Annotated in this window: 17 protein-coding genes; 9 read left to right on the top strand and 8 right to left on the bottom strand. The window is 43.0% G+C overall.

Annotation, left to right across the window (positions count from 1 at the left end):
• The first annotated feature begins 60 nt into the window (after positions 1 to 60).
• From AAHJ11_RS02715 to AAHJ11_RS02685, 7 genes are all read left to right on the top strand, one after another.
• The gene (locus tag AAHJ11_RS02715) at positions 61 to 1,707 is read left to right on the top strand and encodes a diphosphate--fructose-6-phosphate 1-phosphotransferase (protein WP_074556442.1); all 1,647 of its coding nucleotides are present in this window, start codon (positions 61 to 63) and stop codon (positions 1,705 to 1,707) included.
• A gap of 169 nt (positions 1,708 to 1,876) precedes the next feature.
• Positions 1,877 to 2,770 carry a glycoside hydrolase family 25 protein gene (locus AAHJ11_RS02710; protein ID WP_074556443.1) on the top strand — a complete coding sequence of 298 codons (894 nt, stop codon included), beginning with the start codon at positions 1,877 to 1,879 and terminating at the stop codon, positions 2,768 to 2,770.
• A gap of 75 nt (positions 2,771 to 2,845) precedes the next feature.
• The gene (gene lpdA, locus AAHJ11_RS02705; protein ID WP_234131987.1) at positions 2,846 to 4,189 is read left to right on the top strand and encodes a dihydrolipoyl dehydrogenase; all 1,344 of its coding nucleotides are present in this window, start codon (positions 2,846 to 2,848) and stop codon (positions 4,187 to 4,189) included.
• A gap of 19 nt (positions 4,190 to 4,208) precedes the next feature.
• The gene (locus AAHJ11_RS02700; RefSeq protein WP_148366191.1) at positions 4,209 to 4,931 is read left to right on the top strand and encodes a biotin/lipoate A/B protein ligase family protein; all 723 of its coding nucleotides are present in this window, start codon (positions 4,209 to 4,211) and stop codon (positions 4,929 to 4,931) included.
• Between the two features lie 108 nt (positions 4,932 to 5,039).
• Entirely contained in the window at positions 5,040 to 6,404 is a 1,365-nt protein-coding gene (locus AAHJ11_RS02695; RefSeq protein ID WP_217723305.1) for a dihydrolipoamide acetyltransferase family protein, read from the top strand.
• Positions 6,405 to 6,441: 37 nt separating this feature from the next.
• Positions 6,442 to 8,478 carry a thiamine pyrophosphate-dependent enzyme gene (locus AAHJ11_RS02690; RefSeq protein WP_195649069.1) on the top strand — a complete coding sequence of 679 codons (2,037 nt, stop codon included), beginning with the start codon at positions 6,442 to 6,444 and terminating at the stop codon, positions 8,476 to 8,478.
• Positions 8,479 to 8,490: 12 nt separating this feature from the next.
• Positions 8,491 to 8,997, top strand: a complete 507-nt coding sequence (locus AAHJ11_RS02685) for a flavodoxin (protein ID WP_234131984.1) — start codon at positions 8,491 to 8,493, stop codon at positions 8,995 to 8,997.
• Positions 8,998 to 9,173: 176 nt separating this feature from the next.
• Here AAHJ11_RS02685 and prmA read toward each other — a convergent pair whose 3' ends face one another.
• Positions 9,174 to 10,040 (bottom strand): 50S ribosomal protein L11 methyltransferase, encoded by an 867-nt coding sequence (prmA, locus tag AAHJ11_RS02680; RefSeq protein WP_413579029.1) that lies wholly within the window; start codon positions 10,038 to 10,040, stop codon positions 9,174 to 9,176.
• A gap of 331 nt (positions 10,041 to 10,371) precedes the next feature.
• On the opposite strand from prmA, the gene AAHJ11_RS02675 reads away from it, so the two are divergent.
• The gene (locus AAHJ11_RS02675; RefSeq protein ID WP_413579028.1) at positions 10,372 to 11,691 is read left to right on the top strand and encodes a hypothetical protein; all 1,320 of its coding nucleotides are present in this window, start codon (positions 10,372 to 10,374) and stop codon (positions 11,689 to 11,691) included.
• A gap of 32 nt (positions 11,692 to 11,723) precedes the next feature.
• Entirely contained in the window at positions 11,724 to 13,367 is a 1,644-nt protein-coding gene (locus AAHJ11_RS02670; RefSeq protein WP_148366201.1) for a hypothetical protein, read from the top strand.
• 120 nt (positions 13,368 to 13,487) lie between these two features.
• Here the strand turns inward: AAHJ11_RS02670 and AAHJ11_RS02665 are convergent, their stop codons facing one another.
• The 7 genes from AAHJ11_RS02665 to AAHJ11_RS02635 all read right to left on the bottom strand — a co-directional run bounded on the left by AAHJ11_RS02665 (position 13,488) and on the right by AAHJ11_RS02635 (position 22,190).
• A complete protein-coding gene (locus tag AAHJ11_RS02665) occupies positions 13,488 to 14,294 on the bottom strand; it encodes a fimbrillin family protein (RefSeq protein WP_259022743.1) in 807 nt (268 codons plus the stop codon).
• 42 nt (positions 14,295 to 14,336) lie between these two features.
• Positions 14,337 to 14,807 (bottom strand): nucleoside deaminase, encoded by a 471-nt coding sequence (locus AAHJ11_RS02660; protein WP_148366205.1) that lies wholly within the window; start codon positions 14,805 to 14,807, stop codon positions 14,337 to 14,339.
• Between the two features lie 154 nt (positions 14,808 to 14,961).
• On the bottom strand, positions 14,962 to 15,948 hold the full coding sequence (locus AAHJ11_RS02655) for a Gfo/Idh/MocA family protein (RefSeq protein ID WP_004325616.1): 987 nt from the start codon (positions 15,946 to 15,948) through the stop codon (positions 14,962 to 14,964).
• Between the two features lie 518 nt (positions 15,949 to 16,466).
• Entirely contained in the window at positions 16,467 to 17,693 is a 1,227-nt protein-coding gene (locus AAHJ11_RS02650; protein ID WP_320979056.1) for an alginate lyase family protein, read from the bottom strand.
• Between the two features lie 41 nt (positions 17,694 to 17,734).
• Positions 17,735 to 19,159: a hypothetical protein gene (locus AAHJ11_RS02645; RefSeq protein ID WP_195649074.1), complete on the bottom strand. Its 1,425-nt coding sequence runs from the start codon at positions 19,157 to 19,159 to the stop codon at positions 17,735 to 17,737.
• 15 nt (positions 19,160 to 19,174) lie between these two features.
• On the bottom strand, positions 19,175 to 20,689 hold the full coding sequence (locus AAHJ11_RS02640; RefSeq protein ID WP_234131978.1) for an IPT/TIG domain-containing protein: 1,515 nt from the start codon (positions 20,687 to 20,689) through the stop codon (positions 19,175 to 19,177).
• A 19-nt stretch (positions 20,690 to 20,708) separates the two neighbouring features.
• Positions 20,709 to 22,190 carry a RagB/SusD family nutrient uptake outer membrane protein gene (locus AAHJ11_RS02635; protein ID WP_297284680.1) on the bottom strand — a complete coding sequence of 494 codons (1,482 nt, stop codon included), beginning with the start codon at positions 22,188 to 22,190 and terminating at the stop codon, positions 20,709 to 20,711.
• Positions 22,191 to 22,205 lie beyond the last annotated feature (15 nt).

Below are 22,205 nucleotides of genomic sequence, written 5' to 3'. Positions count from 1 at the left end.
CAACGCTTTTCAAGTTTGACAAGAAACTTACTAACACCTTTAAATAAAAAATTAAAGAAAATGACTAAAAGTGCATTGCAAATCGCAAGGGCTGCTTACCAGCCCAAACTTCCGAAAGCATTGGCATCAGGAGCTGTTAAGGCTGTAGCAGGTGCTGCTACTCAATCTGTAGCCGATCAGGAAGCTATCAAAGCATTATTCCCGAACACGTATGGAATGCCGTTGATTACATTCGAAGCCGGTGAAGCTGTTGCTCTTCCTGCTATGAACGTAGGTGTAATTCTTTCCGGTGGTCAGGCTCCGGGCGGACACAATGTAATCTCCGGTTTGTTCGACGGTATCAAGAAATTGAATCCGGAAAACAAATTATATGGTTTTATTTTGGGTCCTGGTGGTCTGGTAGATCACAACTATATGGAACTGACTGCTGATATCATCGACGAATACCGTAATACGGGTGGTTTCGATATTATCGGTTCCGGACGTACGAAGCTGGAAGCTGAAAGCCAGTTCGAAAAGGGTTATGAAATCATCAAAGAATTGGGTATCAAGGCACTGGTTATCATTGGTGGTGACGACTCTAACACAAATGCTTGCGTATTGGCTGAATACTATGCTGCCAAAAAGTATGGCGTACAAGTAATCGGTTGCCCGAAAACAATCGACGGTGACTTGAAGAACGATATGATTGAAACTTCTTTCGGTTTCGATACAGCTTGTAAGACTTATGCTGAAGTAATCGGTAACATCCAACGTGACTGTAACTCTGCACGTAAATACTGGCACTTCATCAAATTGATGGGTCGTTCGGCTTCTCACATTGCACTGGAATGTGCTTTGCAGGTACAGCCTAACGTATGTATCGTTTCAGAAGAAGTGGAAGCAAAAGATATGTCTTTGGATGATGTAGTGACTTACATCGCTAAAGTGGTAGCAGACCGTGCAGCACAAGGACACAACTTCGGTACAGTATTGATTCCGGAAGGACTGGTTGAGTTCATTCCTGCCATGAAACGTCTGATTGCTGAATTGAATGACTTCCTGGCTGCTAATGCTGAAGAATTCGGTCAGATTAAGAAATCTCACCAACGTGATTATATCATCCGCAAACTTTCTCCGGAAAACTCTGCTATCTATGCAAGTCTGCCGGAAGGTGTTGCCCGTCAGTTGACTTTGGATCGTGACCCGCATGGAAACGTTCAGGTATCATTGATCGAAACTGAAAAACTGTTGTCTGAAATGGTAGCTACTAAGTTGGCTGCATGGAAAGAAGAAGGCAAGTATGTTGGTAAATTTGCTGCTCAACACCACTTCTTCGGTTATGAAGGACGTTGTGCTGCTCCGTCAAACTTTGACGCTGACTATTGCTACTCTTTGGGTTACACAGCTTCTATGTTGATTGCTAACGGTAAGACTGGTTATATGTCTTCTGTACGTAACACAACAGCTCCTGCTGCTGAATGGATTGCTGGTGGTGTGCCTATTACCATGATGATGAACATGGAACGTCGTCACGGTGAAATGAAGCCGGTTATCCAGAAAGCATTGGTAAAACTGGATGGTGCTCCTTTCAAAGCATTTGCTTCACAACGCGAACGTTGGGCTATCGAAACGGATTATGTATATCCGGGTCCGATCCAATACTTCGGTCCTACAGAAGTTTGCGACCAGGCAACTAAGACTTTGCAACTGGAACAAGCTAAATAAATACACTTCAGAGCAGTTGTTAATGTAATAGTTGCAATAACAGCTGCAATGAAGGGTTCTTTCAGGCACGGATTACGCGGATTAACACGGTTTTTTAGTTATTTCTTAATAAACCGTGTATTCCGTGTAATCCGTGCCTATCTCTAAAAATATTGATCGTTTAAAGTAAATGCCGCAACGCAACAACCCGATGTCTGCCGTACAGAAGAAAAGAACTGTTTCCACCACTAAAAGAAAGGGAACGACCTCTTCTTCCAAAACTTCCCGTACCTCAAAAAAGGAACAGGTGAAGCATCGAACTGTGATGCCTACCTGGCTCCGTAATATGCTGGCAGTGATGATTGTCGGTTGTTTCTCCGCAGCTTTCTATTATTTCTTTATCCGTCCTTATGCTTATCGATGGAAACCTTGCCATGGCTTAAAGGAATACGGTGTCTGCATCCCTGACGGATATGATATTCATGGTATTGACATTTCTCACTATCAGGGAAAGATTGATTGGAAGAAGCTGTTGCAGAATAAAGAGACGGCTACTCCTTTGCATTTTGTCTTTATGAAGGCAACAGAAGGAGGAGATCATAACGATACTACATTTGAGGCAAACTTTGCCAATGCCCGTAATCATGGATTTATCCGTGGCGCTTATCATTTTTATATTCCGAGCACGGATGCTTTGAAACAGGCGGACTTCTTTATTCGCACGGTAAAACTTGTTTCCGGTGACCTGCCTCCGGTTCTCGATGTGGAAGTGACCGGACGAAAAGAGAAAAAGGAATTACAGCAAGGCATCAAACGCTGGCTGGACCGGGTGGAATCTCATTATGGGGTGAAGCCTATTCTTTATACCTCTTATAAATTTAAAACCCGTTATCTGGACGACTCTATCTTCAATGCATACCCTTATTGGATTGCCCATTATTATGTGGACTCTGTAAGGTATCAGGGAAAATGGCACTTTTGGCAACATACGGATGTGGGAAGTGTTCCCGGTATTAAAGAAGACGTAGATTTGAATGTATTCAATGGCTCGTTAGAGGAACTTAAAAAGCTGACAATTAAGTAACGGGTATTTCTTTTCCCTACAACTTATCTCTTCTCATATTTGTTATAATCGTATTATTACTTAAAAGATACGATTATGAACTTTGATATAGCTATTATTGGTGGTGGTCCGGCCGGGTACACAGCTGCCGAACGGGCAGGGGCCAACGGATTAAAGGCCGTTCTTTTTGAGAAAAAGGCAATGGGTGGAGTATGTCTCAATGAGGGGTGTATTCCTACTAAAACTTTGTTATATTCTGCTAAAATACTGGATAGCATCAAGAATGCTTCCAAATATGGCGTTTCTGCCGAATCTCCTTCGTTCGATTTATCCAAGATTATGAGCCGTAAAGATAAAACAGTAAAAATGTTGACGGGCGGTGTGAAGATGACTGTGAGTTCTTACGGAGTGACTATTGTAGAAAAGGAAGCTCTGATAGAAGGAGAAAAAGATGGGAAAATACAAATCATTTGTGATGGAGAAACCTATTCCGTGAAATATTTGCTGGTATGTACCGGCTCTGATACAGTGATTCCTCCTATACCGGGACTGTCAGAAATCAGTTATTGGACTTCCAAGGAGGCATTGGAAATAAAGGAACTTCCAAAGACGCTGGTCATTATTGGTGGCGGGGTGATCGGGATGGAGTTTGCTTCTTTTTTCAACAGTATGGGTGTGAAAGTGCATGTGGTAGAAATGATGCCGGAGATTCTGGGAGCGATGGATAAGGAAACCAGCGGTATGCTTCGTGCCGAATATGCCAAACGTGGAGTCACTTTCTATTTGAATACGAAAGTGGTGGAAGTAAATCCTCATGGAGTTGTGATAGAAAAAGAAGGCAAGACGTCTACTATTGAAGCGGAGAAGATCTTGCTTAGTGTAGGACGTAAGGCAAATCTATCCAAGGTAGGACTGGACAAGCTGAATATAGAACTGCATCGGAATGGGGTGAAAGTAGACGAACATCTGTTGACTTCGCATCCTCGTGTATATGCGTGTGGTGATATTACAGGCTATTCTTTATTGGCGCATACCGCTATCCGTGAAGCGGAAGTCGCTATCAATCATATTTTAGGAGTGGAAGACCGTATGAATTACGATTGTGTTCCGGGAGTCGTTTATACCAACCCTGAAGTGGCGGGAGTGGGAAAGACAGAAGAAGAACTGGTAAAATCAGGAGTTCCTTACCGTGTTTCAAAATTACCGATGGCTTATTCCGGACGGTTCGTTGCGGAGAATGAACAGGGAAACGGACTCTGTAAGCTGATCCAGGATGAAGACGGGAGGATTATCGGTTGTCACATGTTGGGAAATCCGGCATCAGAACTTATTGTGATAGCAGGTATTGCTATTCAGAGAGGGTACACGGTGGAGGAATTCCAGAAGACTGTGTTTCCGCATCCTACGGTCGGAGAGATTTATCACGAAATAATGTTTTAACTCTTATTCCGCTTGATCTATGATTCGATGTATCTATAGTCCGTTTACTGATATTTACTTTCACTTGGCAGCAGAGGAATATCTGTTGAAGCAGGGAAATGAAGATATTTTCATGCTTTGGCAGGATACTCCTTCTGTGGTAATAGGTAAGCATCAGCGGTTGCGGTCGGAAGTCGATAAGAAATGGGCGGAACAGGGACGAGTACATATTGCCCGTCGTTTTTCGGGTGGGGGAGCGGTGTATCATGATTTGGGTAATGTCAATCTGACTTTTATAGAAACGGCTCCCCGTCTGCCGGAATTTGTTACTTATTTGCAGCGGACATTGAATTTCTTGAATTCTATAGGCCTGATGGTAAAAGGAGATGAACGATTGGGGATTTATTTGAATGGATTGAAAATATCAGGGAGTGCGCAATGCGTACATAAGAATCGGGTGTTGTATCATTGCACTCTGTTGTATGATACGGATCTGACTGCCTTGTATAAAGCTTTGAATCCGGAACCGATGGTTGATGATGAAACTTTATCGTCAGTATATGCTGTTCCTTCCGTTCGGAGTGAGGTAACCAATATTCGGAGTCACTTGCCGGAGGGAACTGTAACTGATTTTAAAGAGAAGGCTTTTCAGTATTTCAGTAAGTCCCAATCTGTCAGTGCTTTTAACGGGAAGGAAATAGAGGCTGTCAATCAGCTCCGGAAAGAGAAATATATTCAGAAAGAGTGGATATATAGTCGTTGATGTCCGGACTGGCTTTGTCAGTATCCGGTTAAAATTTACTTAACTTAAAACTTTCTATTTCAGCCCGTTGTTGTAATATCTCAAGGTTGAATAATAAATTAACTGTCTATGTCGAAATTCGAAATAAAAATGCCTAAGTTGGGCGAGAGTATAACCGAAGGGACCATCGTCTCTTGGTCTGTAAAGGTGGGTGACATGATTCAGGAAGACGATGTGCTTTTTGAAGTGAATACTGCTAAAGTAAGTGCGGAGATCCCTTCTCCCGTAGCGGGAAAAGTGGTGGAGATTTTATATAAGGAAGGTGATACTGTTGCTGTAGGAACCGTAGTCGCTATAATTGATTTGGATGGCGAAGAATCTTCTGGAACGGAGCCGGTAAATGTTTCTGAAACATCACCATCGTCAGCGGAAACTGCTAAGAACGTATCAGCGAATACTGCATCGAAACCTGTTGTTGCAGAGGAAGAACGTTGGTACTCTCCTGTTGTGATTCAGTTGGCGCGGGAAGCTAAGATTCCGAAAGAAGAGCTGGATGCTATACAAGGAACCGGTTATGAAGGGCGATTGAGTAAGAAAGATATAAAAGATTATATTGAAAAGAAGAAAAGAGGAGGTAGCGTTGAACCGAAGCCGGCATCTGCTGCCCCGGCCGCAAGCAAACCATCAGTTGCTGTTTCTACTGAACAGGCAAGTCCGAAGGTTGCTCCGGCTACATCTGCCGCTGCTGCCCAGCCGGCTGCCACTTTATCTAAATCGTCTGCTCCTGTAGCAATGCCTGGAGTCGAAGTCAGAGAGATGGATCGTGTCCGCCGGATTATTGCCGACCACATGGTTATGTCTAAGAAAGTATCTCCTCACGTGACCAATGTGGTAGAAGTAGATGTCACCAAATTGGTGCGTTGGCGTGAAAAAAATAAAGATGCTTTCTTCCGTCGCGAAGGAGTGAAACTGACTTATATGCCTGTGATAACAGAAGCCGTGGCAAAAGCATTGGCTGCCTATCCACAGGTGAATGTATCGGTAGATGGATATAATATTCTTTTCAAAAAGCATATTAATGTCGGTATTGCCGTCTCTTTGAATGATGGAAACCTGATTGTTCCTGTGGTACATGATGCCGATCATCTGAATCTGAACGGGTTGGCTGTTGCTATCGATTCTCTGGCCTTGAAAGCAAGGGATAACAAATTAATGCCGGAAGATATTGATGGGGGCACATTTACGATAACCAATTTTGGTACATTCAAGAGCCTGTTCGGTACGCCAATCATTAATCAGCCGCAAGTAGCTATCTTGGGAGTAGGGTATATTGAGAAGAAACCTGCTGTTGTAGAAACTCCGGAGGGTGATACGATTGCAATCCGGCATAAAATGTACTTGTCTTTGTCTTACGATCATCGGGTAGTAGACGGAATGTTGGGAGGTAACTTCCTGCATTTTATAGCCGACTATCTCGAAAATTGGAAAGGCTGATAACTGATTGTTTCATTCATTAAGAACTTCATTACTCATGAAAAAGAAATATGATATAAAGACTACAGATGTAGAAACCCTGAAAAAGTGGTATCATCTGATGACATTGGGGCGTGCCTTGGACGAAAAGGCACCGTCTTACCTGTTGCAATCATTGGGGTGGTCTTATCATGCTCCCTATGCAGGACATGATGGTATTCAACTTGCCGTCGGTCAGGTATTCACCCTCGGTGAAGATTTCCTGTTCCCATACTACCGGGATATGTTAACCGTGCTTTCTGCCGGAATGACTGCTGAAGAAGTGATCCTGAACGGTATTTCCAAAGCGACGGACCCGGGTAGCGGAGGACGTCACATGTCGAACCATTTCGCGAAACCGGAATGGCACATTGAAAATATCTCCTCTGCTACTGGTACACACGACCTTCACGCAGCAGGTGTGGCCAGAGCAATGGTATATTATGGACATAAAGGCGTGGCTATCACTTCTCACGGAGAGTCGGCTACTTCCGAAGGATTCGTTTACGAAGCTATCAATGGTGCCAGTCTCGAACGTCTTCCGGTGATTTTTGTAATACAAGATAATGGGTATGGTATTTCCGTACCCAAATCGGAACAGACTGCCAACCGTAAAGTGGCCGAGAACTTCTCGGGCTTCAAGAACTTGAAGATTATCTATTGCAACGGAAAGGATGTATTCGATTCGATGAATGCTATGACCGAGGCACGGGAATATGCTATCAGTACCCGTAATCCGGTTATTGTGCAAGCGAATTGTGTCCGGATCGGTTCGCATTCCAATTCAGATAAACACACCTTGTATCGGGATGAGAATGAATTGGAATATGTGAAAGATGCTGATCCCTTGATGAAGTTCCGCCGGATGCTGCTGCGTTATAAACGTCTGACCGAGGAAGAACTGCAACAAATAGAAGCTGATGCAAAGAAAGAATTGTCTGCTGCCAACCGGAAGGCTTTGGCTGCTCCCGATCCCGATCCTAAAAGCATTTATGACTTTGTAATGCCCGAACCTTATCAGCCACAGAAATATAAAGACGGTACACATGAGGCGGAAGGGGAGAAGACTTTTCTGGTCAATGCCATTAATGAAACATTGAAAGCTGAATTCCGCCATAATCCCGATACCTTTATTTGGGGGCAGGATGTGGCAAACAGGGAAAAAGGAGGCGTGTTTAATGTAACCAAAGGTATGCAACAGGAATTCGGCGAAGCCCGTGTATTCAGTGCACCGATTGCGGAAGATTATATTGTAGGCACCGCCAATGGAATGAGTCGTTTTGATCCTAAAATTCATGTGGTGATTGAGGGAGCGGAGTTTGCCGATTATTTCTGGCCTGCCATAGAGCAATACGTGGAGTGTACACATGAGTACTGGCGTAGCAATGGGAAATTTGCTCCGAATATAACTCTGCGTCTGGCTTCCGGTGGTTATATCGGTGGAGGCTTGTATCATTCTCAAAACCTGGAGGGAGCTTTGACCACTTTACCGGGGGCACGTATTGTCTGCCCATCTTTTGCGGATGATGCTGCCGGATTACTTCGTACCAGTATGCGATCCAAAGGCTTTACGCTGTTCCTCGAACCGAAAGCATTGTATAATTCGGTAGAAGCGGCGGCAGTAGTGCCGGAAGATTTTGAAGTACCTTTCGGGAAAGCACGTGTTCGTCGTGAGGGAACAGATTTGAGCATTATTACCTATGGCAATACCACCCATTTCTGCCTGCACGCAGCAGAACGATTGGAAAAAGAAGGTGGCTGGAAAGTGGAAGTCATTGATATTCGCTCCTTGATTCCGTTGGATAAAGAGGCGATATTCGAATCGGTCAAGAAAACGAGCAAGGCATTGGTCGTTCATGAAGATAAAGTTTTCTCCGGTTTTGGTGCGGAACTTGCTGCTATGATTAGTGGGGAAATGTTCCGTTATCTTGATGGACCGGTGCAGCGTGTGGGGTCTACTTTTACTCCTGTCGGTTTTAATCCGATTCTGGAAAAGGAAATTCTGCCGGATGAGGCCAAGATATACGAGGCTGCCCGGAAATTATTGGAATATTAAATAGTGTGGATTATGAAAAAGATAGGCTTATTTTATGCTACCAAAGCTGAAAGAACGAGTTGGGTGGCAGAGAAAATACAGAAAGAATTTAGTAAGGAAAAGATAGAAACAGTGCCTATTGAACAGGCTTGGCAAAATGACTTTGAGGCTTATGACTGTTTCATTGTCGGTGCTTCAACTTGGTTTGACGGAGAACTTCCTACATATTGGGATGAATTGTTGCCGGAGTTACGGACAATGAATTTAAAAGGAAAGAAAGTTGCAATCTTCGGGTTAGGAGATCAGATACGTTATCCGGAAAACTTTGCGGATGGCATCGGATTGTTGGCGGAGGTATTTGAAGAGGATGGAGCTACGCTAGTCGGCTTTACTTCTTCCGAGGGTTACACTTTCGAACGTTCCAAAGCTTTGCGTGGCGGGCAATGGTGTGGTCTGGTTGTTGATTTGGATAATCAGTCTGAACATGCGGAAGAGAAAATAAAGGAATGGTGCCAACAGATAAAGAGGGAGTTCGCGTAACAACTATGTGAAGACCTCGTTCATAATAATCTGATCTTCTCTCTTCTACGAGATAGTGACGCTATCCAATAAAAATGGTGACGGTATATGATTGGGATACTGACGGTATCATTGTCATATAGCGTCACTATTTTTTTTATATCAATCAAGAGTTTTGTGTTTATTAATAGCGTATATCAACCATGATTTTCGGTTGCCCCTTTATAAATAAACTTCACCTCTGCCCAACGATTTTTCTCTTTATAATGGACAAAAGTCAGTCCGTTTTTTCCGGCTTCTTTCCGGATGGAGTCAATGTCGTCTACATAAAATCCGCTCATATAGATTTCAGAATCAGTATGCATACAGGCAACATACTGTTTCATATCATTCAGTAATATATTCCGGTTGATATTGGCAATGATGACATCGAAAGGTCCTTTTCCGGTCAGTGACGAAGCATCTCCCTGTGAAACCACAATGTCATCTACATGATTCAATCCGATATTTTCGATGGAGTTGCGTACACACCATTCGTCGATATCGATAGCCGTGCAAGGACGTGCACCTCGCATTCGTGCCAGAATGGCAAGAATTGAAGTTCCGCAACCCATATCCAGCAGGGATTTATTATTCAGTTCGTTGTCCAGTAATTCTTCAATAATAAGGCTTGTCGTTTCGTGGTGTCCGGTGCCGAAAGCCATTTGCGGGTTGATAACAATGTCATATTCCGCTTTGGGAACATCCTGATGGAAAGTACTGTGAATCACACAGCGGTTGCCAATGATAATAGGTTGGAAGAAATTCTTTTCCCATTCTTCGTTCCAGTCCTTGTCTTCTGCTTCAATATAAGTATAGGTGATTTCTGTGTCGGGTATAGGAAATTCATCTATCGCATTTTTTATAACAGTTTCGTCACATAAGGATTGTTGGATGTATGCAGTCAATCCGCCTTTGCTTTCAACAAAACTTTCGAATCCGGCTTCGCCTAATACAGCAGCCAATACATCATTCACCGTTTCGGTGCAAGGATGTGTCTGAAATGAAAACTCAAAATATTTCATAATCTTTCTTTTTATCTGAATAATGATGGGGCAAAGATACTCAAAAACGAAGTCTTGACGAAGTTTTTTAATGAAGTATATGTTGCTATCAACAAAAGCTCCAAATGGACTTCTTTGATTTGTATATATCGTATGTGAAGTTTACCATACCTTTGATATCATAAGTTAAATAGACGTATTTCGATAGAATCAAACACCTCTTTTTCTCTATAAAAGTAGTGAAATAGGGATTTCCCTATTATCCTTTGGGGAAAATCTCCCTCGAACGAAAAATCTCTTCCTTATCTTTGTAACGTGAATAAGTTTAAGTAATTACATAAACCGAGATGATATGAAAAAGATTGTTTATTTCTTGCTATTTGCCTTGTGCCTCCCGATAGGCTTGATGGCACAAAGCGTTGATGACGACCTTTACTTCATTCCTTCAAAAGACAAACAGGAGAAGAAAGAAACTCCGGTTAAGAAGGAACCGAAGAAACAGGTGACCAACATCTATACTTCACCGGGTACTACAGTAGTGGTTCAGGACCGTAAGGGAAGAACACGGGATGTGGATGAATATAACCGCCGTTACGATGCACGTGATAATGAATTCGTAATGGATAATGATACCTTATATATAAAAGAAAAATCTAATCCGGATTTGGACGGAGAATGGGTGACAGGTGAATTCAATGGTACAGAAGACGACTATGAATACGCTGAACGTATCATCCGTTTCCGCAATCCGCGTTTTGCTATCAGCATCAGCAGTCCGTTGTATTGGGATGTAGTTTACGGTCCGAATTCATGGGACTGGAACGTATATACCGATGGTATGTATGCTTATGCATTCCCGACATTCAGTAATCCGCTCTGGTGGGATTGGCGTTATGGCTCTTACGGCTGGGGATGGAATCGTCCTTATTACGCTTGGGGATATTCTCCGGGTTATTGGGGCGGCTGGTATGGCGGCTACTGGGGTGGCTGGTATGGCGGCGGTTATTGGGGACATCACCACCACTGGCACGGTGGTCCTAGCTGGGGTTGGGGCGGAGGTGGAAACCATTGGGCACGTAATACCTATTATAATAATCGTCGTTCTAACTTTGGAAACAGTGTTGGAAGTGCACGCCGTTCTTCTTACCCAACAAGTAGTGACCGCAGAATCGGTACAACAGTTGGTACACGTCGTACAAATGGAGAAGGTGTAAGCCAATCTGCACGCCGCGGCACAACTTATGATTCTTCTTCCAGAAGAACTGTAGGTAATCGTACGAATACAAGAGTAGGGACTACCACAGGCTCAAACTCTTCCCGCAGGAGTTCTACCTACACTCGTCCGAGCAGTACACGTAGCAGTTCGACATATGATAACAGTCGTTCCAACTCTTCTTCTCGCAGAACTTATGGAACAACGAATAGCAGTAGCAGTCGTTCTTCTTCTACATATAACCGTGGAAGTTCTACGACTCCACGGAGTTATTCACCGGATAATAGTAGTAGTCGCCGTTCTTCTTCTAGTTCCACTTATTCTCCAAGTCGTTCTTCATCAGGTTCCAGCTACTCACCGAGTCAGTCTTCATCGTCTCGCTCGAGTGGTTACTCAAGTGGTGGTGGAAGTTCTCGTTCTAGCGGTTCCTCTGGTGGCGGTGGAAGTCGAAGAAGATGATAATGATTGGGTATTATTAATAAGATATATTTATGAAAAATATAAGATTTACAATAGTGATACTGTGTACTTTGGTTGGTAGTACTATCGTAAGTGCACAGAGCTTATACGATGCAGCCCGGTTTATGGGGAATGATTTGAATGGAACTGCACGATTTGTCGGCATGGGAGGGGCCATGGGAGCACTAGGCGGTGACATATCAACTATGGGGACCAATCCGGCAGGTATCGGAATATACAGAAGTAGTGACGTAATGACTTCATTTGGTTTCAGTAATATTGGAATGAAGTCTACTATGAACGGCAGCAAAAATGAACAAGATAAGTTGTTTGGTTCATTTGATAATATCGGTTTTGTTATATCAAGCCGTATCGGAAATGAGACACCTTTGCGGTTTGTGAACTTTGGTTTTAATTATCGTAAGGTAAAGTCCTTTGATAAAAATATGGTAATGAATGGACTGATAGAAGATTCGGAAGGACCATTGTCACAAAGTGACTTTTTTGCTACTTTATCCCATGGGCTTACTGAAAGATATTTGAGCTCTAATGCCGCTTTTACTGATGGAGGTATCGATGCTGCACCGTGGTTAGGCGCTATGGCTCTTCGGACTAGAGTGATTGGAGCAGTGGGCGATAATGGTGAAAATAATGATCAATATGCCAGCAATGTAGGCTATATGGTGGGTGAGGGAGGTGAACCTATTTATTTGCCGGTGCAGGGAGCCTATACATCTAAAGAAAGAGGTGGGTTACATTCCTATGACTTTAATGTTGCGCTAAACTTTTATGATCGCATTTATTTGGGTGCTACGATAGGAGCTTATAGTGTAGATTATTCAAGAAATTCTATTTATAGGGAAAGTTATGAGGGAGATGTTTCAACTTATTCTTTAGAGAATTGGTTTGATACAAGTGGAACGGGAGTTGATTTTAAGTTAGGAGTGATTGTACGTCCATTTGAATCCTCTTCATTCCGTATCGGTGCTGCAATACACACACCTACATGGTTTAATTTGGAAGACCGAACTTCCGCCATCATGACTTCTGATATTGATATGAATAGTAACGGAATCATTGAAAAGGATGAATTGTTTGAATATGATACGATGGAATTCCCTGGTGAATCAAAAACTAAATATCAATTAGTAACTCCTTGGAAATATAATTTAAGCTTGGGGTATACCATTGGTCGTTCTGTAGCATTAGGAGCAGAATATGAATATAGTGATTATTCTTCAGCCAAACTGAAATATGATGATGGTCTGAAAATGGAGAATGAAACATCTCAAATAAAAACGGGATTGAAAGGAGTACATACATTACGCGTTGGTGCTGAAATTAAATTTGCACCTGAATTCTCTTTCCGTTTAGGATATAATTATGTGACAGCAGCAATGTATGACGATACATTTAAGAGAATTGCACTTAACAGTATCAGTACAAGTACAGAATTCTCTAACTTGAAAGCAACCAATAATTATACAGTAGGACTGGGATATAAAGGAGCTGTTTTCTATGCTGACTTAGCTTATCAGTTCCATACTTATAAGGAGGACTTTTATCCTTTCTATAATGAAACAGGAGAAAACTTTGAAACAATCATTGTGCCAAATGCAACTAAGGTTACCAATAAACGTAGTCAAGTACTATTAACCGTAGGTATGCGCTTCTAATCTAATAAAGAGACAGTTTTCAATTTCAATAATAACTTTTGTGTGTAAAAAATCCCTGGAATGCTGAGTGTCTACAGCGGTTCCGGGGATTTTTATTAGTATCGCTGTTATTCTTTTGTTTTATCTGCGTAACGGAGTCCGTTCATCAATAATTCCGCGACCTCCGTAAAGTCTCATCGTAACAGGACTTCCGGCTTCTATGGTAATATCCTGATCTGCGATGATAGGTTCTTCCTTATCGTCTACGATTACAGAACCAATCTTCTCACCAGCTTTGATTATTTGTGGAATCAAGTTAGTCAGGATACCTTCTGAAATTTTCCGGATACTGATATATTCCGGGGTTGCATTCTTGTCAGCTTCGATTTTACCGTTGAAAAGATCCTGCACACCTTTGTTCTTCAGGAAAAGTTTAACGATTGCTTTACCTTCGTACGGGTTGCCTTTTTCATCAAGTAGAATAACGGGCGCAGTCATTCGCTTGAATGTAAGGGCTACATTGCTAGAACCTTTGCGGGCTTGGGCTGTGCCGAACAAATATTCTAAACCGCCTTTGATGTCACGGTAGCGACTAAAGAGGGATCTAGTCGTTACATCACCGGACAATTCAGGATAATGAGCATAGAAAGTTACAGCTTCCGAATCTGTAGCTGTCTCGCTCCAATTTTGGTTATCTACTCCCAAGATAAAAGGCTGATATTCCTGCTCGGAAACAGACATTGAAATGACGTCTCCGGCTGAAAAACTACTTTTTAAAGGAAGTGACAGGTTACTGCTGCTACGAGTAACAGCGTCAGTGATACTTTCATTGTCGACAGTAGTAAGAAAGTTGATACCTTCTTTACTGGGGTCTTGCAGTTCGTCTTGTTGTTGACAACTGAACAGGCATACTGATGCCATAACAAATAAAAGGCTTTTTCTTTTCATTTGAGGGGTAATTAATAGGTTAATAATAGTGAGAGGTTTTTTTTAATATTCTACTCTGTCTTCTTTGGCCGCCCAGGCTTTGAAGGCAGTAAGGGCTTCGTTATGCAATAAGATTTCGGAAGGAAGCTTTCTGTCTTCAGGCTTCAGTTCCAGTTCGTCATAAATAAAAGAGTCATCGAAGCCAATATTCTTGGCATCGGTCTTATTGTTTCCATAGTACATTTTATCCAAACGTGCCCAGTAAATAGCACCGAGACACATGGGACAAGGTTCGCAGGAAGTATAGATTTCGTATCCGCTAAGATTAAAAGTACCGAGTTTGGCAGCTGCGGCACGTATTGCACTCACTTCGGCATGAGCAGTTGGGTCACAAGATGCCGTAACACGATTCACTCCTGTTGCAATTATTTCCCCCTCTTTCGTGGCAATCACAGCACCGAAAGGACCTCCACCATTTTTAACATTCTCTTTGGAAAGCTCGATTGCTTTCCTCATTAAGGCTTCTTTAGTCATGGTACAAAAAAGTATATTGTTAGTTTCATTTTTTCCTTCTCTTCTTTATACAAAGATAGAAAAAACTAACAATATACAATGGAATATCCCTATTAATTTTTTTACAGTATCGGTAAACTGCGGAGAAGAATGATACTTTTTTTGCTTTTTGGGGTTATAGTTTGCCTAAAATTTTATCCATTACCCAATTAGTAAGCGTTGCGCTTTCACCGTCACAGGAGCAAACGGACTTACCCAATAGGTGATCTACCACTGCTTGAATGAGAGGTTGTTGCACGTGTTCCGGGTTACCGATGCAGATTTCTTCCCGTCCTTTTTCGGTATGTAAGCCTATAGGTTCATAAGTAAAAACAGAGAAACAAATCATTCCCTTGTCACCGATAATTTCAATACGGTCTTCGCGGGCAGAGTCATGGGCTACGAAACACCAGGAACCGCTACCAACCAATCCGTTATCAAATTGGAAACAGGCGCTTAATGTATCTTCAGCAGGATAAAGTCCACCCCGATTACTCTTATAACCACTTGCTTCGAGGATGCAGCCGAACATATCCTGCAACAAATCAATCTGATGCGGAGCAAGGTCATAGAAGTAGCCACCTCCGGCAATGTCAGCCTGCACACGCCAGGGAAGATTATCGCGATTGTAATCCAGATCGCGTGGCGGTTGGGCAAAACGAATCTGTACATTGATGACATTACCGATAGTCCCGTTCTCTACCAATTCCTTTACTTTCTGGAAATAGGGGAGATAACGGCGATAGTAAGCTACGAAACAAGGAACTCCCGTTTCATTGGATATGCGGTTGATGCGTGTACATTCTTCGTACGTCACAGCCATTGGTTTCTCAATATAAGCAGGTTTGCCTGCTTTCATGGACATAATGGCATACGTAGCATGTGAAGAAGGAGGAGTGGCAATGTAGACAGCATTTACTTCCGGATCATCGATCAGTTCTTGTGCATCGTCATACCATTTTTTGATTCCTCTCTCTTTGGCATACGCTTTCGCCTTCGCACCGTCACGACTCATTACGGCTACGACTTCCGAATGTTCTACTTTCTGGAAAGCGGGACCACTTTTTGTCTTGGTTACTTCTCCGCAACCAATAAAGCCCCATTTGATAATCTTTTCACTCATAATATATACCTATTGTGTCTGCTTTAACAACTCCCCAAAGATAAAGCTATTTTTTGTCAAGAGCAACTTTATTGATTATTAACTTGGCAGAGACAGTGGGAAAACAGACATTACGTTTTACTTCAATAGAGGCTCTGCTTTATCTGAACAGACGGTCTGTTTGGTGAAAACAGAGCCTCTAAAAGATGGCAACGCACACTCTAATTCCGGTAAGAAGCAAGGTGAAGACCGCTATGCCCCGGGTTGAAGGAGAAAGAATACCGGGCAAAACAGAAGGGAAAGCCGGGGTGGGGGAACTTTCCCCTCTATGAATATGATTTTTCCTTTGATATATAAAAAGAAAGGAGGGAATCACAATTCCCTCCTTTGCGTGTAGTTTAATTGAAGCTACTTTATCATTAACTCTGTAAAGATACGATATTCGGAAGCGAAAGTCAAGTCTTTGAGGCTTTATTTGCTTTTTATTTCTCTATTCCACCGGATTGGATGGGTAGGCTTCCGGAGTATATTCTCCTTTTTTACAATGCATCTTTCTCTTTCAGGAAAAGAAGATTGAAAAGCTCTTTGGAGTTCTTTTTTCGGAACTGCTGATATGCCTTTAAATAATCGGTGCGAGTGGAATCGAGCAGATACAGTCGATACAGGTCTTTACATAATTCCTGTTGTTTACTGTTCCATTCGCTGATTTGCTTGTAAGGCCATTTTTTGACTCCCTTACCAAGATATGGCTTCAGAAAATCGGCAGCTTTGTAAATGCTTCGTCCGTCGGCAGAGCTGACGGAAAGAACAGGTACATGGGCTTTTTCTCCCATAGTCGCAATATCTATCAGATGTTGCAGATTGAATTCTGAATATCCGAAAGCCAATGTCCGGCGTAATTCTTCGGGCTGTTTGCCGCCCGGTTCAATCTGTTTGAATACCCGCTTCTCGGGAACTTCCCGAAGTATCCGTTCGGCTACTTTATGATTGCCTGTATAGAGTGCAAATGCGATGGCTTGTGCATCATAAGCAGTACTATGATTGTTGGGGCGGCTGGCTTCTTCTTTTCCTTGTTCGCTAGTCAGAATCCAGTCCAGTAATTGCCCGAACCATTTTTTTAGCTGCTCTGAATCTTTCGAGGTGAACGAACGGGATTTTTCAAGAAGCTGGACGGCATCCAGCATTTCCACTAACGAATAAGTATCTATCACACCATAGCAACGGCCAAGATCATTATTATGTCCGGGCGCAACCTGTGCATATTTCAGATGTGGATTCATGCAGGTTTTCTTATCCAGAAACCAGACACGAATCTGCTTGGTTGCTTTTAGTGCATACTGTTCTTTGCCACTGAAATACCACGCAAGTGCAAGTGTAGTGACATTATTTGCCATTTCTCCCAAGCGGTTACGGTCCAGTTTATCCAGTTCCGGATTGGACACACCATCACGGCTGATATAAGGTTTACCGTCCGGCTTGGTAGGGTCCGGCCAGAAATAGCGTGCCTGGCTCAAGTAGTCGTGCTTGTCTCCGCTTGGTGGTGTCTTATCTTTCATCATAACAGAAAGATGGTGGGCGTTCAAAGCCTTGTCTGCCTGCTTTAGCAAGTTCTGATAAGTGGCGCTGTATGCGGGTTGGTTGAGAGACTTTTTCACTTGCTCCAAATGTTCTGCATTCCAGATGCTCTGGGCGCAAACAGTCATTGCAACAATACTGAAAGCCAGTGACAAACGGATTCTCTTGGAGTAGTTCGCTCGTAGATTCATGGGATAATATAACTTTTGGGGTACTCGTTTTATTGTATTGCCTATTTCTCGTAATATACATTCATAATGATGGTATTCAGCTTTCTGTCTGTTTGAATATTCAGTTGTTTCACCCAGATCAATCCGAATTTCTCCTTATGATAGAAGTAATACACTTCTCCTGCTGCAATAGTCGGAGTATTTGTTTTGATATCAGACGCTTTCACATCTCCGATGTCATCCCGAATATTGGTGATTTCACCATTTGTCACTTTGGCAATCAGTGCGTCATCCGTGACTTTCTTGAACGGGGTTGTCTGCGTAGGCTCTTTCCAGATGGCATAATCATTCAGATTCAAAGCTGTACCATTGCAAAACTGACTGTTCAGAAGATTGGTTCCGATATTGGCCGGATTCAACAGACGCGCTGTGGGCGCACCGCTAGTATTATCCATTGCGAAAGTAACCCATTCCTTATGTTCGACTACATCGCATGGAGTCATCGTCCGTCCATTCGTAACATCAAAGAAAGCATTCTCCGTTCCATGACTTCCCAGTTCGATATTTTCCCAAAGGATGTATGGCAGGGTAGGTGTCGGTTTCACTGTTACGCTTCCCGATACAGATAGTTCCTGATTATCCCCCAGCACATTGTCATACACTAATACTACATTGTCGATTACTAAATTTTCGGTAATGTCTTCGGGAGCTTTAAAAGAAAGACTGGTAGCGGTAGCTGTAAACTCGTATGCTTGTCCGTTTACCATTAGTTTCTTGATAATATTCAGATTGGTTCCGGCCAGCGTAATAGTGGCTCCTGTGCCCACTTCTCCTTCCAGAACAGTGGTGACAGTAGGAATAACCGGTGGCACGATTACTTCAAAATCATTAGATACATTCACGGTATGGGTGGTATACGTAACGCTCAACTGAACCTTTTTAGTTATATCGAAAGTAGAGGGCACAGTTACCATCAGTGAAGTATGCGAACGGTCTGGATTGGGATCGAAAGATACCACTTGATCTCCGAAGTTTACCTTAGTAATCAGGTGCATATTCTTTCCTGTAAGTGTGATCTTATCTCCGATAGTAGCAGAACTCACATCAGTGGTGACACCCGGCACTACCACTTCGAAAGCATCACTCAAAGTCAGTTTGTGTACAGAATTGTAAGTGGCAACGACAGAGATATGTTGTGTCACTTCGAAATTATCGGGCACCGCCACTATCAGTGTGGTTTGCGAACGGTTGGATGGCTCGGTAGTGATGTTGACCACCTGATTGTCAAAAGCCACTTTAGAGATCAGATGCATATTCTGTCCGGTAAAGGTAACCTCGTCACCGATTGCTACGGAATAATCCGTAGCCGGTGGATTGACAGATGTTTCCGGAATTATGATTTCATTGTCACGGGTACATCCGTACAACAAACCTATCAGGCAGAACAGGACTGCCGATAATGCGGTAAATTTATATTGTCTTTTCATTGTCTTTCGTCTTTTTTAGTAACGTTGGTAATACAGGTCGAAAGTAATCGTTGCATTGGCATCATTCGTCGCCTTAACAGCGTCAAAGTCTACATTGACAGAACGGATAATCATAATACCGAATTTATTCTTCTTCAGGTTCTTGAACACAACGACACTGCCTGCCTTGTATATATTCGATGCTTCCTTATCCTCCGCTTCCGCTTTCTGACGGCTGCGTACCGAGTTGGAGCCTTCCGCATCCATGTCAATATTGAATAATGCTTTGGTAATCTCGTCGGTAGGAGATATTTCTTCGATGTTTCCTTCTTTAATGTTTCTAATCAGTTCGCCATATCCTTTGCTTTCCTGAAGTACAAGAAGTTTGGTGACAGTAGAAGTAAACTCACCAAAGTTTTCGTTGACTTCGGCTTCCGTAGAAGAACTCTTCAATGGAGGTAATGGAGTACCGTTACACCAATAATTTCTCAAATTAGCCTTTATGTTCTGCGGACCGTTCAATGCAAAGTCATTATTACTGTTGTGTACCGCTGCAAAATCAATCAGGGCACGGGAATCAACATCTTTCAGGATACAAGTGGTGGAAACCTGTCCGGTAGTTCCGTTAATCATATTACCAAAATCTTCATTGCGGTGTGCGCCCATCTTCAGATTCGGATAGCTGAATACTCTCGGAATAAATACATAACAGTCATTCCGTAGCGTCAGACTGCCTGTTCCCTCATAATATTTGGCCAGAACGTCCACAGTAGCACTCTCCGGCAATTCCGGAACACGGAATACAATGCTGTTGGCAGTTTTCTCAACGAAGTTAGTCACTTTCACTTCATCCCCGAAATGGATGCTTTCAATCAGATTCAGGAAAGTTCCGTTGAGGGTAATCAGACTTCCCTCGGTCACCCGTTCTGCCATTGCGTCAATGGTCGGAATATCTTTGATGATCTCAAAAGCAGGACCCTCCGGTTGAGTGAACTGCTCTCCTGTAGAGTCAAGATAATAGAGGGAGATAGGAGCGGCATCCGTGATGACGAAAGGAATGGTTGCTACAATTTCTCTTTCGGACTGATAGGAGATGGAAGCCTCTTTATCGCCGAAACAAACTTTAGACACGATGTCCAGATTCTCACCTTGTATTTCAATCTGATCTCCCACGTGCGCCCCGGCAGGAACATTCTTCACTTGGGGAACCGGATATACAATCGTAAATGACTGCTCACTTTCCGTCTTTTTTTCTTTCGTACTAAGAACGATTTTCCCGTTTCCGGCATTGGCGGGAACTACAATAACAATCTCCTGTTGAGAGAGCTTATAGCGTATCGTAGCTTCTACGCCACCAATCGTTGCTTTTTGTATATCGCGCAGGAATTCTCCTTTGACAGTGATTTCCTGTCCGAACTTACCGCTCGTCGGGGTGAACTCTATAATTTGAGGATCACCCTGTTCGGTGACATCAGTCGATTCTTTTTCGTTGCAACCTGCCAGCGCAGTGAGAACGAAGAAGATGAATAGGCTATAGAATTTATTTTTCATGATTCAGTGTCTTTTAGTATTAATAGTTAGGGTTCTGTGTGATGACGCCCGGATTGTTGTCGATCACGCTTTGTGGAATCGGCAGTATCAATTGGTAATCCTGCAACTTGTTGATCTGTTGGGTATAGCCAGCATAGAAATCCCATTCCGTTTCCTGAATATGCTTGTTGACCACCTCTATGGCCTTGCCCCAACGCAAGAGGTCGAACCAGCGTTGATTTTCGAAAGCCAGTTCCAAACGACGTTCTTTCTCAAGATAGGTACGGAATACGTTACGGGTAGTCACAGCGTTACTCTCGATTTTGCTTAGTCCGGCACGTTCACGTACCAGATTCAGGTATTTCAATCCGGCAGAAGGACCGTCTACTTCGTTCAATACTTCCGCATACATCAGCAGCACATCTGCGTAACGGATAATGGGCCAGTCATTTTCAGCATCGTATCGTACAGATACTTCTGAAAGGAACTTCTTGACATAAGCAACCTGTGCTTCCATCTCTTTGCTCTTATCATAATAACTGTCTGCCATGCTGACGTCCTTTCTTAAATCCTCTTTACTGTAAGCAGCGGATATTTCTTTCGTCGGGTAATTCTTACCGTCACCGCTACCGGTGATTACATTCGCGCCACTGTTCTGCGGTGCAAATGTATTGGCAAACGGAGAACCGATACCCAGACTGCCGCTTTTGTAGCGTACAGTGAAGATAATGTCATCGTTCATTTCTTTGGTCGTGTCGAACACATCGGCATATTTGACATTCAGCGTTTCGCCTTTAACAGTCACTACATCGCTTAGTAACGGTTTGGCATCTTCATACTGTCCGAGGGTAAGATAAACCTTTGCCAGTAGTGACTTGGCTGCCAGTACCGTGGCGCGTCCCAAGTCATTGGAACTATACGTAACATCCTGCAAGTCCGTGACAGAACGTTTCAGGTCGTCGATGATTTGTGAGTAGGTAGCCTGTACCGAACTGCGGTTTTTTCTTAATGATTCTTCCATACTGATCTCTTCCGTCACCAGAAAGGTGGGACCGAAAAGACGCACCAGATTGAAGTAATGATAAGCACGGATAAAGAGTGCTTCACCCTCGAATTGTGCACGCTTCTTTTCGTCCTCCACTACGTTCAACACTTCGGGAACCAGTATCGAGTTACAGTTATTGATGTTCTGATAAGTAGCCTCCCAGTAAGTACGGATATTCGGGTTGCTGGCGTCCATTGTTCCGAGGTCCAGTGCCAGCAGTTGCATGAATGCGTCATTACTGGAACGGGTGCTGTTCATGCGGGTATTGTCCGAGCGGAGTTCCGTCAGCGCCCATTCTATATTTAACGGATTGTGCATACCTCCGTAACAGCCGATGACAGCAGTATTCACTTCCGCTTCATTCTTATAGAAGTTGATATCGGCTATGTAAGAATCTGGCATGATGTTCAAGTCGCAGGAGGCGAGTCCCAACGCACAGGTCGAGAGAATACCGATGAATGTATGTTTTAGTTTCATTGTTATTTGTCTTTA

It is taken from the genome of Bacteroides sp. 90-K9/2, assembly GCF_047310725.1.
In the GTDB taxonomy this organism is placed as follows: Bacteria; Bacteroidota; Bacteroidia; order Bacteroidales; family Bacteroidaceae; genus Bacteroides; species Bacteroides vicugnae.
This window is presented reverse-complemented; position numbering and strand designations above follow the sequence as displayed.

Coding starts and splice junctions, on each gene's coding strand:
- AAHJ11_RS02715 (WP_074556442.1), top strand. CDS start 61: ATGACTAAAAGTGCATTGCAAATCGCAAGGGCTGCTTACCAGCCCAAA.
- AAHJ11_RS02710 (WP_074556443.1), top strand. CDS start 1,877: ATGCCGCAACGCAACAACCCGATGTCTGCCGTACAGAAGAAAAGAACT.
- lpdA (WP_234131987.1), top strand. CDS start 2,846: ATGAACTTTGATATAGCTATTATTGGTGGTGGTCCGGCCGGGTACACA.
- AAHJ11_RS02700 (WP_148366191.1), top strand. CDS start 4,209: ATGATTCGATGTATCTATAGTCCGTTTACTGATATTTACTTTCACTTG.
- AAHJ11_RS02695 (WP_217723305.1), top strand. CDS start 5,040: ATGTCGAAATTCGAAATAAAAATGCCTAAGTTGGGCGAGAGTATAACC.
- AAHJ11_RS02690 (WP_195649069.1), top strand. CDS start 6,442: ATGAAAAAGAAATATGATATAAAGACTACAGATGTAGAAACCCTGAAA.
- AAHJ11_RS02685 (WP_234131984.1), top strand. CDS start 8,491: ATGAAAAAGATAGGCTTATTTTATGCTACCAAAGCTGAAAGAACGAGT.
- prmA (WP_413579029.1), bottom strand. CDS start 10,040: ATGAAATATTTTGAGTTTTCATTTCAGACACATCCTTGCACCGAAACG.
- AAHJ11_RS02675 (WP_413579028.1), top strand. CDS start 10,372: ATGAAAAAGATTGTTTATTTCTTGCTATTTGCCTTGTGCCTCCCGATA.
- AAHJ11_RS02670 (WP_148366201.1), top strand. CDS start 11,724: ATGAAAAATATAAGATTTACAATAGTGATACTGTGTACTTTGGTTGGT.
- AAHJ11_RS02665 (WP_259022743.1), bottom strand. CDS start 14,294: ATGAAAAGAAAAAGCCTTTTATTTGTTATGGCATCAGTATGCCTGTTC.
- AAHJ11_RS02660 (WP_148366205.1), bottom strand. CDS start 14,807: ATGACTAAAGAAGCCTTAATGAGGAAAGCAATCGAGCTTTCCAAAGAG.
- AAHJ11_RS02655 (WP_004325616.1), bottom strand. CDS start 15,948: ATGAGTGAAAAGATTATCAAATGGGGCTTTATTGGTTGCGGAGAAGTA.
- AAHJ11_RS02650 (WP_320979056.1), bottom strand. CDS start 17,693: ATGAATCTACGAGCGAACTACTCCAAGAGAATCCGTTTGTCACTGGCT.
- AAHJ11_RS02645 (WP_195649074.1), bottom strand. CDS start 19,159: ATGAAAAGACAATATAAATTTACCGCATTATCGGCAGTCCTGTTCTGC.
- AAHJ11_RS02640 (WP_234131978.1), bottom strand. CDS start 20,689: ATGAAAAATAAATTCTATAGCCTATTCATCTTCTTCGTTCTCACTGCG.
- AAHJ11_RS02635 (WP_297284680.1), bottom strand. CDS start 22,190: ATGAAACTAAAACATACATTCATCGGTATTCTCTCGACCTGTGCGTTG.